The organism is Legionella stuttgartensis (assembly GCF_977063405.2).
The window spans coordinates 286,660-297,223 of the sequence record NZ_CDRUHA020000058.1; the positions used below are offsets into that span (position 1 = coordinate 286,660).

The following is a 10,564-nucleotide window of genomic DNA, read 5'->3' on the forward strand; positions in this document are numbered from 1 at the left end:
AAAATCATAAAAGACCAGGTAATTTTGTACCTTTGAAATTAGCCTTTTTCATTAAAGAATCATATTGCTGAGTCATTAAGTGAGCTTGTACCTGAGCTACAAAATCCATAATAACAACTACGATAATCAGCAAAGACGTTCCTCCGAAATAAAAAGGGACATGCCATGTATACATCAAGATCTGAGGCAAAAGACAGACCAAAACTAAATAAATTGCTCCGATTAATGTCAAACGAGTCATTACACCATCAATGTACTTAGTTGTTTGTTCTCCTGGTCTAATTCCAGGAATGTATGCACCAGATTTTTTTAAATTATCAGCAGTATCTTTGGGATTAAACACCAGAGCGGCATAAAAGAACGCAAAGAATATAATTGCTACTGCATAAACAATTAAATATAAAGGTTGTCCAGGAGATAAAGCCATTCCAACATCAGCAAGCCAACCTAAACCTTTAGTATGAGAGAAAAACTGTGCTAAGGTTGCTGGTAATAATATGATACTGGATGCAAAAATTGGAGGAATTACCCCAGACATATTTATCTTTAAAGGTAAATGGCTGGTTTGTGCAGCATATACCTTTCTACCTTGTGTCCTTTGCGCATAATTAACTCTTATACGTCTCTGCGCACGCTCCATAAATACTACAAATCCTGTTACTACAACAACCACTACAGCAACAATGATTAAAGTTAATGCTTGCATTTGTCCTTCTTTAACTTGTTGAAGAACTGAAGCAATTGCAGTAGGCATACTTGATACAATACCCGAAAAAATAATCAGTGAAATACCATTACCAACACCTTTTTCAGTAATTTGTTCGCCTAACCACATTAAAAACATCGTACCCGTAACTAAGGTAGCAACTGCAGTAAAATAGAATGAAAAGTCAGCTTGAAGTGCAATTTGTTGTCCAGCTAACCAACGTGCCATTCCTAAAGACTGAAACACTGAAAGCACTAAAGTTAGATATCGAGTATATTGGTTTATTTTTCTACGCCCTGATTCACCTTCTTTTTTAAGTTGCTCAAGTTTGGGAGAGACAACTGTAAAAAGCTGAAGAATAATAGACGCTGAAATGTATGGCATAATACCAATTGCAAAAACCGTCACACGCGATAGAGCACCACCAGAAAACATATTAAATAAGCCAAAAATTGTATTCTGTTGCTCATTAAAGAAATTCGCTAACCGTGCAGGATCCAAACCCGGAACAGGAATATGGGCGCCTAAACGATAAAACAGAATAGCGAGAACAACAAACAATAATCTTGATTTTAGTTCAGCCAATCCTCCACGTGATTGGCTTGCATTATGTTTTTGGTTTTTCATAGTCACTCTTCTATGCTGCCGCCTAAACCTTCAATGGCCAAACGAGCTCCTTTAGTGACCCTTAAACCTTTAAGTTTGATGGCTGTAGTTAACTCACCGGATAAAATAACTTTTACATCTTTAATAGAACTATTGATTAGACCAGCTTCGCGTAAGACATTTAAATCAATTACATCAGCAGATAATTTTGCAAGTTCACTAAGGCAAACTTGATCTATAGTTCTACCAACTCGTGACTTAAAGCCCATTTTTGGTAAACGTCTTTGAATTGGCATTTGACCGCCTTCAAAGTTAATTTTATGAAAACCACCAGCTCTAGCCTTTTGACCTTTATGCCCTTTACCACTAGTTTTACCTAACCCGGATCCTATACCACGTCCTAAGCGTCTTTTTGGACGTTTTGAACCAGGATCTGGTGATAGTGAATTTAAATTCATTATACACTCTCCTCAACCAGCAATAGGTAGTCAACTTTATTAATAAGGCCACGGATCGCTGGGGTATCATTATGTGATACGCTAGAATTAGTTTTACCAAGACCTAATTGTTTTACGATAGAAATATGCTTTGGTTTTCTGCCAATAATGCTCTTAACCAAAGTTATTTTAATTTTCTTTTCCATAATTAGCCCGCCATAACTTCTTCAACAGTTTTACCACGCTTGGCCGCAACATAATCTGGGGTACCAATATTAGTTAAAGCTGCGATCGTTGCTCTTACAATATTGCTTGGATTGGTAGAACCAATACTCTTAGCTAATATATTTTGTACGCCTAAAACTTCTAATACAGCTCTCATCGCACCGCCAGCAATAATTCCAGTACCTTCACTTGCAGGCTTCATAAATACCTTAGAAGCGCCATAGTTCCAAGTAATCTCGTGGAAAATAGTTGATCCAGAAAGTGGAATATAAACCATGTTTTTCTTTGCTTGTTCCATTGCTTTTTGAATAGCAATTGGAACTTCTCTAGCCTTACCTCTACCAAAGCCAACTTTACCCTTGCCGTCACCAACAACAACAAGCACTGCAAAACCAAAAACACGGCCTCCCTTAACAACTTTAGCTGTACGATTAACCGATACTAGCTTTTCTTGGTAGCCATCTGATTTAGGTGATGATTCATCGAATGCCATAATCGTTCCTTAAAAATCCAATCCAGCTTCGCGAGCACCTTCTGCAAGGGCTTTCACTCGGCCATGATATTTATAACCAGCACGATCAAATGCAACTTGAGTAACGCCTTGCTCGCTCGCACGCTTACCAAGCAGTTTGCCAACTAAGGTGGCTTGTTCTACTTTACATTTACCGGTCAGACTGGCGCGTAATTCTTTATCGTTAGTTGAACATGAAGCGATTACTTTATCACCCAGCTTATCTGCTTGAATGATTTGTGAGTAAATATGCAAACCACTTCTAAAAACGACAAGTCTTGCTCTGCCTGATTTACGAATCAGTGCTTTTGCTTTTAATCCACGTCGATCACGTGAGTTGTGTTTATTCATAACTTAAACCTTATTTCTTTTTCGCTTCTTTACGAGCAATATACTCGCCAGCTAGTTTAACACCTTTACCTTTATAAGGCTCTGGTGGTCTAAATGCTCTTATTTCAGAAGCTACTTGGCCCAAAATTTGTTTATCCACTCCTTTTAGCAATATAACTGTATTGCTTGGAGTTTCAACTAAAACACCTTTAGGCAATTGGTATTCAATAGGATGAGAGAAACCTAATGATAATGTAATAGACTTATCTTTAGATTGTGCTCTATAACCTACCCCGACCAATTCCAAGGTAACAACAAAACCTTCAGTTACACCCTTAACCATATTATTTACTAATGCTCTCGCCGTTCCAGCTTGTGCCCAAGCTTTTGGATCATTTGCAGCAGGAGCAAACTCAACATGGTTAGAATCTTTATTTTTAGTTACTTTTACTAACCTATTAATTTTTTGGGTTAGTGTTCCTTTAGGCCCTTTTACAGTAACCTCACCATCACCTATTGTTATTTCAACATTTGCTGGTTGAACTACTGGGGCTTTTGCTACTCTAGACATATTATTCCTCGCAAGTATTAAGCCACTTCACAAATGACTTCGCCACCAACGCCTTTCATCTTTGCAGATATATGGGTCATTATACCTTGTGATGTAGACAATATAGCCACACCAAAACCAGGAATAGAAGTCAAATCTTTATAAGACTTATATACTCGCAATCCAGGTCTGCTAATTCTCTTAATCAGTTCGATAACAGGTCTGCCATGATAATATTTCAGCTTTATCGTCATCAATTTAAGATTATTATCTAGTGATTCTACAAAGAAGTTTTCGATATAACCTTCTTCCTTTAAAACTCGAGCAATTTCTTCTTTCAACTTAGAAGAAGTTAACGTTATTTGCTGATGTTTTGCTTGTTGACCATTTCTAATTCGGGTCAGCATATCAGCAACTGGATCATGCATACTCACAATCGTTCTCCAATTAAAAAATTACCAGCTAGATTTTCTTCCGCCTGGTATATTACCAACCATTAGTTGTTGTCTTAAGCAAATTCTGCAAAGAGCAAATTTACGATAAACACCATGTGGACGACCACATTGTTGACATCGTTCTTTAAAACGAACAGGATTTGAATTAACAGGCAATTTAGCTAACTTTAACTGACTATCCATAATTACCTGAAAATCATCAGATGATTTAATCAATTTTTTCAATTCGTTTCTACGCTTACTGTACTTATTTACAAGCTTGCTACGCTTTAACTCTCTCATAAGCATTGATTTTTTAGCCACAATTTCACCCTTATTTTTTATCTCTATCTTTTAATGGAAGGTTAAAGGCTTCTAATAAAGCTTTAGCTTCTTCATTTGTCTTAGCAGTCGTAGTAATACAAATATCTAAACCACGAATACCATCTGTTTTATCGTAATCAATTTCTGGGAATACGATTTGCTCATGTATACCCATACTATAATTACCAGTTCCATCAAAAGATTTAGGATTTAAACCACGAAAATCTCTTACACGCGGTAAAGTTACGGAAATCAATCGGTCTAAAAACTCATACATACGTTGACGTCTTAGAGTTACTTTACAGCCTATTGGCCATCCTTCCCTAATCTTAAAACCAGCAATAGATTTTCTTGCTTTAGTAACAACCGGCTTTTGTCCCGCTATTAAAGTCATATCTTCAACAGCATGGTTCATTACCTTTTTATCACCAACAGCTTCGCCAACACCCATGTTTAAGGTGATTTTTAGCAGCTTTGGAACTTCCATAACGCTGGAATAGTTGAACCGTTTCATCATCATAGGGATGATTTCTTTTTTATAAAATTCATTAAGTCTTGCCATTTGAATCACCTAATTAAACACGGTCAATTATTTCATTGTCAGATTTAAAATATCTAACTTTTTTACTCTCACCGTTACTCTCGATGAACTTAAATCCTACTTTATCTGCTTTTTTTGTATTGGGATTAAAATGAGCAACGTTTGAAACGTGAACTGGTGCTTCAAGAGTAACAATTCCACCCTTGTTTTCTGGCTTCTGTGGATTGGGCTTAACATGTTTCTTAATCAAGTTTCCGCCTTCTACAACAATGCCATTTTCAGTAACACGTAGGACTTTACCTCTATGACCTTTACTTTTTCCGGCAATTATAATTACTTCATCGCCTTTTTGAATACGTTTCATATCTAAATCCTTCTCACAAAACTTCTGCAGCCAGAGATATTATTTTCATAAATCTCTCTCGTAGCTCGCGAGTAACAGGGCCAAATATACGAGTACCTATTGGCTCGTTTTGGTTATTTAACAGTACTGCAGCGTTACCATCGAAACGGATCAAAGATCCATCATCTCTACGAACGCCTTGCGCTGTACGAACAACTACAGCCTTCATAACAGCACCTTTTTTTACTTTACTTCTGGGTATTGCATCTTTAATACTAACTTTGATTACATCACCTACACGTGCATATCTACGGTGCGACCCGCCAAGCACTTTAATACACATAACCTTACGTGCTCCGCTGTTGTCAGCCACTTCGAGCACTGTCTGCATTTGGATCATTTTTTACTCCAGCTCTGATTTCGACCAGAAAAAGGTTGCTGATTATATCAGGCCTTTTAGGGTTTTAAAAGTAAATCAACAGGGTTGATTAAGAAATTACTTCGACTAATACCCAGCTTTTTGTTTTAGAGAGTGGTCTTGACTCACGGATCTTTACTATATTGCCAATTTTGCATACTTGATTTTCATCATGAGCATGAAATTTAGCTCTACGTTTCATAATTTTTCCATATTTTGGATGCTTAACAGAACGTTCAATCATCACAACTATGGTTTTATCCATTTTGTCGCTAACTACTTTTCCAACCATTGTTCTGGCATTTGATTCACTATTAGACATGTCACTTACCTGCCTTTTCAGTCAACATTGTTTTTACTCTTGCCACTGACTTACGCACCATGGTGATGAGATGTGTTTTATCTAGTGAGCCACTTGCTTTCTTCATTCGCAAATTAAGTTGTTCTTTACGCAATGAAAGCAGTTCATTTTGCAGTTCTTCTACTGATAAACTGCGTAATTCATCAATCTTTTTCATTACATCACCTTCCTTTCTTCAAATATAACTTTGAAAGGAAGTTTCGCTTTAGCCAGATCAAAAGCTTCCATCGCAAGCTCTCTGGATACACCTTCCATTTCAAATAAAACCTTGCCAGGTTGTATTTGAGCAACCCAATATTCAACGCTACCTTTACCTTTACCCTGTCTTACTTCAAGAGGTTTTTGAGTAATAGGTTTGTCTGGGAATACTCTAATCCAAATTTTACCACCACGCTTAATATGACGTGTCATTGCTCTACGAGCTGCTTCAATTTGTCGTGCAGTTAGACGACCACGCTCGAGAGCTTTCAAACCAAATTCACCAAAGCTGATGTTGCTACCGCGCAAGGCTAAACCTCTGTTACGGCCTTTCATCTGTTTTCGGTATTTTGTACGTTTAGGTTGTAACATGATTCTTAATCCTCACTCACTGGGCACCGTCAGAAGATCTTTTCTTTTGTGGGAGAATTTCGCCCTTGAAGATCCAGACTTTTACACCAATAATACCGTAGGTAGTTTTAGACTCTGCTGTACCGTAATCAATATCTGCTCTGAAAGTATGTAAAGGCACACGTCCTTCTCTATACCATTCACTTCGCGCAATTTCAGCACCACCTAGTCGTCCACTAACACAAATTTTAATTCCTTTCGCCCCTGCTTTAAGAGCAGAAGTAACCGCACGCTTCATAGCACGTCTAAACATAACACGCTGTTCTAATTGTTGTGCAATTCCTTCGGCAACCAAAGTTGAATCGAGCTCAGGTTTTTTAATTTCTTCAATATTTAGATGAACTGGTACACCTAATTTGTTAGAAATTTCTGAACGTAATGTTTCAATACCACCACCTTTTTTACCGATGATAACACCAGGTCGTGCAGTCAATATTGTAACTACAGCATTATTAGCAGGTCGCTCAATTAAAATTTTACTTACAGCAGCTGCCATAAGTTTCTTTTTAAGCTCAGTACGTAATTTAATATCTTGAATTAAGAATTCAGCGTATTTTTTACCTGCGAACCATTTAGAGTTCCAGTCTTTAATAATACCAAGGCGTATACCTATAGGGTTAACTTTTTGTCCCATTGCTATTCCTCGTCAGACACTTTAATCGTGATATGGCAGGTACGTTTACAAATTCGATTTGCACGTCCTTTAGCTCTGGGACTAATACGTTTTAAAGTCATCGCTTCATCAACACAGACCATACCTACTTTTAAATCATCAATATCTGCTCCATTATTATTTTCAGCGTTTGCAATAGCTGATTCTAATAATTTAAGCATTAATTGAGCACCTTTTTTTGGTGTAAACTTGAGGACATCAAGTGCACCAGATACTTTCATGTTACGTATCATATCGGCTACCAATCTGCCCTTTTGAGCGGATAAGGGAGCACCTTTTAACTTTGCTGTAACTTCCATCATATCCTCTTATTTACCTTTAGCCTTTCTGTCACCAGAATGGCCTTTAAAAGTTCGAGTCATGGCAAACTCACCTAATTTATGACCAACCATATTATCTGTAATATATACAGGGATATGATCTTTGCCGTTATGAACAGCAATTGTTAAGTCAATCATTTCGGGAACGATTGTTGATCGTCTAGACCATGTTTTAATTGGTTTCTTAGATTTTGATTCAATTGCAGCCTCTACTTTGGCAATCAAATGATGGTCAATAAAAGGACCTTTTCTTATAGAACGAGCCACTTGATATCCTCTCAATAATTATTTCTTTTTACGTCTTCTGACAATAAAACCATCAGTACGCTTATTACTTCTGGTTTTGTAACCTTTAGTAGGCATACCCCATGGTGATACAGGATGACGTCCACCAGAAGTGCGGCCTTCACCACCACCATGTGGATGGTCAACTGGGTTCATAGCTACCCCACGAACTGTTGGGCGAATACCTCTCCAGCGTTTAGCTCCGGCTTTACCTAATGCGCGTAAACTATGCTCACTATTACTTACTTCACCAATTACCGCTCTGCAAAGAACATGTATTTTACGCATTTCGCCTGAGCGAAGTCTTAATGTTGCATAAATACCTTCTTTAGCAACAATTTGTCCACTTGCTCCAGCACTTCTTAAGACCTGCGCACCCTTTCCTGGTTTCATTTCAACACAGTGAATTGTGGTACCAACAGGAATATTTTTTAGTGGAAGACAATTACCTGTGCTAATAGGTGAATCAGCACCACTTACAACAGTATCACCCTCTTTTAAATTAGCTGGTGCGATAATATATCTTCTTTCACCATCTTTATAAACAATTAATGCAATTAAAGCGGTGCGATTTGGATCGTATTCAATACGTTCAACACGTGCTTCAATACCATCCTTATTACGTTTAAAGTCAATAATACGATATTGATTACGTTGACCACCACCAATATGTCTTACAGTGATTCTACCTTGGTTATTACGTCCACCAGTCTTCTTTAGTTTTTCAACTAAAGCAGCGTGTGGTTTTCCTTTATGAATATGGTGATGAACCACGCGTAACTCGCCACGTTTTCCTGGCGATGTAGGTTTAGATTTTAATAGTGCCATCTTAATCTGCCTTATTCGGTAGCTGTAAAGTCAATATCTTGATCAGCATGAAGAGTTACAAATGCCTTTTTCCAATCACTACGCTTTCCGCTTGTTTGTTTAAAACGCTTTGTTTTTCCCTTCACATTGATAACAGATACATTTTTAACTTTAACGTTAAATATATGCTCTACCGCCATTTTAATTTCATTTTTAGTTGCAGTTTTCAATACTTTGAAAGTGAACTGTTTCAGCTTATCAGCTATGACAGTAGCTTTTTCAGAAGTATGTGGTTCACGTAGAACCATCAACAATCTTTCAGCGTTCATTGTAACTGTTCCTCAATTTTTTTAATTGCAGCTTCTGTAACAACAACTTTCTCAAATTTGAGTAAAGAAACAGGATCTATAGTTGTAGCGTCGCAGATGTCATAATCAATTAAGTTTCTTGAACCAAAATATTCATTCTCGCCAACTTCACTCATTACGATAAGAGCATTATTAATGTTTAGTTGGTTCATTTTATTAACAAAATCTTTAGTTTTTTTGCTTTCGCATTGGAAATCACTCACTACAATGAGGTTACCAGTGCGGCAAAGTTCGGAGATTATACTACGTAATGCACGTTTGTACATTTTTTTATTAATTTTTTGTGAATAATCTCTTTTTTTAGAGGCAAACGTGACCCCACCGCTTCTCCAGAGTGGGCTTCGTATTGTACCAGCACGAGCACGACCGGTACCTTTTTGATTCCATGGCTTTTTACCACCACCTCTAACTTCAGACCGTGTTTTCTGAGCACTATTACCACTACGAGCGTTATTCATATAGGTTACTACTGCTTGATGGATTAATCCCTCATTGTAACCATATGCAAATACTTCTTGGTTCAGTATTAGTTTTGAATTTGTATCTATAGTAGTAATTTCCATCACTCACCTCGTTCTTGCTTTTTAACTGCAGGCTTAATCTCAACTTGTGAGCCAGGAGCACCAGGTATAGCACCTTTGATAAGAAGTAAGTTTCTTTCAGCATCTACGCGCACTAATTCAAGGCTTTGAACCGTACAACGGACATTACCCATGTGACCAGCCATTTTCTTACCTTTGAACACACGTCCTGGAGTTTGGTTTTGACCAATAGAACCAGGTACACGATGCGATCTGGAGTTACCATGAGTAGCATCTTGTGTTCTAAAATTATATCTCTTAACAGTACCAGCAAAACCTTTACCCTTTGTGGTTCCAGCAACATCAACAAACTGCCCAGCAGTGAATACATCTGCTACTGATATTACCTGGCCAGCTTTGAATGCATCTTCTGAGTCAATTAAGAACTCAACTCGCATGTCACCAGCTTCAATTTCAGCTTTTGCAAAGTGACCAGTTAAAGGTTTGTTAACTTTGCTTGCTTTTTTAGTACCACCAGTTAATTGAACAGCAGAGTAACCATCAGTTTCTTTGGTTTTAACTTGTGAGACTCTATTAGGGTGAACTTCAACAACAGACACTGGAACAGAAACTCCATCTGCCATGAAGACCCGCGTCATACCGATTTTACGGCCTAATAAACCGATCATCATTCTAACACCTCTTTAATATCCTTCACCCTAACATTTAGTCATCAAGGCTTATCTGAACATCAACCCCAGCAGCCAGATCTAACTTCATCAACGCATCAACTGTTTTTTCAGTTGGATGAACGATAACGACCAGACGTTTGTGAGTACGTAATTCATATTGATCTCGAGCATCTTTATTAACATGCGGTGAAGTCAATACAGTAAATTTTTCCTTACGGACTGGCAAAGGTATTGGCCCACGAACTTGTGCGCCAGTACGTTTTGCAGTCTCTACAATTTCTCGAGTTGATAAGTCAATCAACCGATGATCAAAGGATTTTAATCTTATTTTAATGTTTTGATTGCTACTCATTGTAATTACTCGATAATTTTAGCGACAACACCGGCGCCAACAGTACGGCCACCTTCCCGAATTGCGAAACGTAAACCTTCGTCCATCGCAATAGGTGCATGCAGGTTGATAGTCAATTGTACGTTATCACCAGGCATTACCATTTCTACTC

The 10,564-nt window shown here is 37.8% G+C and carries 23 protein-coding genes; all 23 read right to left on the reverse strand.

Annotation, left to right across the window (positions count from 1 at the left end):
- Window positions 1-4: 4 nt before the first annotated feature.
- A complete protein-coding gene (gene secY, locus ACWTEW_RS18120) occupies window positions 5-1,333 on the reverse strand; it encodes a preprotein translocase subunit SecY (RefSeq protein WP_454783058.1) in 1,329 nt (442 codons plus the stop codon).
- 2 nt (window positions 1,334-1,335) lie between these two features.
- Window positions 1,336-1,770, reverse strand: a complete 435-nt coding sequence (gene rplO / locus ACWTEW_RS18125) for a 50S ribosomal protein L15 (protein ID WP_454783059.1) — start codon at window positions 1,768-1,770, stop codon at window positions 1,336-1,338.
- Entirely contained in the window at window positions 1,770-1,955 is a 186-nt protein-coding gene (gene rpmD / locus ACWTEW_RS18130; protein ID WP_019233377.1) for a 50S ribosomal protein L30, read from the reverse strand. Before rpmD ends, rplO begins: the two co-directional genes overlap by 1 nt.
- Window positions 1,956-1,957: 2 nt before the next feature.
- On the reverse strand, window positions 1,958-2,467 hold the full coding sequence (rpsE, locus tag ACWTEW_RS18135; protein WP_010654817.1) for a 30S ribosomal protein S5: 510 nt from the start codon (window positions 2,465-2,467) through the stop codon (window positions 1,958-1,960).
- A 9-nt stretch (window positions 2,468-2,476) separates the two neighbouring features.
- Window positions 2,477-2,836: a 50S ribosomal protein L18 gene (gene rplR, locus ACWTEW_RS18140; protein WP_454783060.1), complete on the reverse strand. Its 360-nt coding sequence runs from the start codon at window positions 2,834-2,836 to the stop codon at window positions 2,477-2,479.
- 10 nt (window positions 2,837-2,846) lie between these two features.
- A complete protein-coding gene (gene rplF, locus ACWTEW_RS18145; protein ID WP_454783061.1) occupies window positions 2,847-3,386 on the reverse strand; it encodes a 50S ribosomal protein L6 in 540 nt (179 codons plus the stop codon).
- A gap of 17 nt (window positions 3,387-3,403) precedes the next feature.
- Window positions 3,404-3,793: a 30S ribosomal protein S8 gene (gene rpsH / locus ACWTEW_RS18150; RefSeq protein ID WP_202972257.1), complete on the reverse strand. Its 390-nt coding sequence runs from the start codon at window positions 3,791-3,793 to the stop codon at window positions 3,404-3,406.
- A 27-nt stretch (window positions 3,794-3,820) separates the two neighbouring features.
- Window positions 3,821-4,123 carry a 30S ribosomal protein S14 gene (rpsN, locus tag ACWTEW_RS18155; RefSeq protein ID WP_454783062.1) on the reverse strand — a complete coding sequence of 101 codons (303 nt, stop codon included), beginning with the start codon at window positions 4,121-4,123 and terminating at the stop codon, window positions 3,821-3,823.
- A 10-nt stretch (window positions 4,124-4,133) separates the two neighbouring features.
- Complete coding sequence (gene rplE, locus ACWTEW_RS18160; RefSeq protein WP_010654822.1) at window positions 4,134-4,685, reverse strand: 50S ribosomal protein L5; 552 nt, start codon at window positions 4,683-4,685, stop codon at window positions 4,134-4,136.
- A 13-nt stretch (window positions 4,686-4,698) separates the two neighbouring features.
- The gene (gene rplX, locus ACWTEW_RS18165; protein WP_454783063.1) at window positions 4,699-5,028 is read right to left on the reverse strand and encodes a 50S ribosomal protein L24; all 330 of its coding nucleotides are present in this window, start codon (window positions 5,026-5,028) and stop codon (window positions 4,699-4,701) included.
- Between the two features lie 13 nt (window positions 5,029-5,041).
- On the reverse strand, window positions 5,042-5,407 hold the full coding sequence (gene rplN, locus ACWTEW_RS18170) for a 50S ribosomal protein L14 (RefSeq protein WP_006872243.1): 366 nt from the start codon (window positions 5,405-5,407) through the stop codon (window positions 5,042-5,044).
- An 88-nt stretch (window positions 5,408-5,495) separates the two neighbouring features.
- Complete coding sequence (gene rpsQ, locus ACWTEW_RS18175; RefSeq protein ID WP_454783064.1) at window positions 5,496-5,747, reverse strand: 30S ribosomal protein S17; 252 nt, start codon at window positions 5,745-5,747, stop codon at window positions 5,496-5,498.
- Between the two features lies 1 nt (window position 5,748).
- Window positions 5,749-5,943 (reverse strand): 50S ribosomal protein L29, encoded by a 195-nt coding sequence (gene rpmC / locus ACWTEW_RS18180; RefSeq protein ID WP_110141635.1) that lies wholly within the window; start codon window positions 5,941-5,943, stop codon window positions 5,749-5,751.
- Complete coding sequence (gene rplP, locus ACWTEW_RS18185) at window positions 5,943-6,356, reverse strand: 50S ribosomal protein L16 (protein ID WP_003633085.1); 414 nt, start codon at window positions 6,354-6,356, stop codon at window positions 5,943-5,945. Before rplP ends, rpmC begins: the two co-directional genes overlap by 1 nt.
- Before the next feature lie 16 nt (window positions 6,357-6,372).
- The gene (gene rpsC, locus ACWTEW_RS18190) at window positions 6,373-7,029 is read right to left on the reverse strand and encodes a 30S ribosomal protein S3 (RefSeq protein ID WP_454783065.1); all 657 of its coding nucleotides are present in this window, start codon (window positions 7,027-7,029) and stop codon (window positions 6,373-6,375) included.
- Window positions 7,030-7,031: 2 nt separating this feature from the next.
- Complete coding sequence (gene rplV / locus ACWTEW_RS18195; RefSeq protein ID WP_003633087.1) at window positions 7,032-7,367, reverse strand: 50S ribosomal protein L22; 336 nt, start codon at window positions 7,365-7,367, stop codon at window positions 7,032-7,034.
- 9 nt (window positions 7,368-7,376) lie between these two features.
- Window positions 7,377-7,655: a 30S ribosomal protein S19 gene (rpsS, locus tag ACWTEW_RS18200; protein ID WP_454783066.1), complete on the reverse strand. Its 279-nt coding sequence runs from the start codon at window positions 7,653-7,655 to the stop codon at window positions 7,377-7,379.
- An 18-nt stretch (window positions 7,656-7,673) separates the two neighbouring features.
- Window positions 7,674-8,501 (reverse strand): 50S ribosomal protein L2, encoded by an 828-nt coding sequence (gene rplB, locus ACWTEW_RS18205; protein WP_454783067.1) that lies wholly within the window; start codon window positions 8,499-8,501, stop codon window positions 7,674-7,676.
- An 11-nt stretch (window positions 8,502-8,512) separates the two neighbouring features.
- The gene (gene rplW, locus ACWTEW_RS18210) at window positions 8,513-8,809 is read right to left on the reverse strand and encodes a 50S ribosomal protein L23 (protein WP_058466779.1); all 297 of its coding nucleotides are present in this window, start codon (window positions 8,807-8,809) and stop codon (window positions 8,513-8,515) included.
- On the reverse strand, window positions 8,806-9,411 hold the full coding sequence (gene rplD / locus ACWTEW_RS18215) for a 50S ribosomal protein L4 (protein WP_454783068.1): 606 nt from the start codon (window positions 9,409-9,411) through the stop codon (window positions 8,806-8,808). Before rplD ends, rplW begins: the two co-directional genes overlap by 4 nt.
- Complete coding sequence (gene rplC, locus ACWTEW_RS18220) at window positions 9,411-10,061, reverse strand: 50S ribosomal protein L3 (RefSeq protein WP_454783069.1); 651 nt, start codon at window positions 10,059-10,061, stop codon at window positions 9,411-9,413. Before rplC ends, rplD begins: the two co-directional genes overlap by 1 nt.
- 34 nt (window positions 10,062-10,095) lie before the next feature.
- Window positions 10,096-10,413, reverse strand: a complete 318-nt coding sequence (gene rpsJ / locus ACWTEW_RS18225; protein WP_010654833.1) for a 30S ribosomal protein S10 — start codon at window positions 10,411-10,413, stop codon at window positions 10,096-10,098.
- Window positions 10,414-10,418: 5 nt separating this feature from the next.
- The coding region (locus ACWTEW_RS18230) for an EF-Tu C-terminal domain-related protein (protein ID WP_010654847.1) at window positions 10,419-10,564 on the reverse strand (146 nt) is incomplete at its 5' end.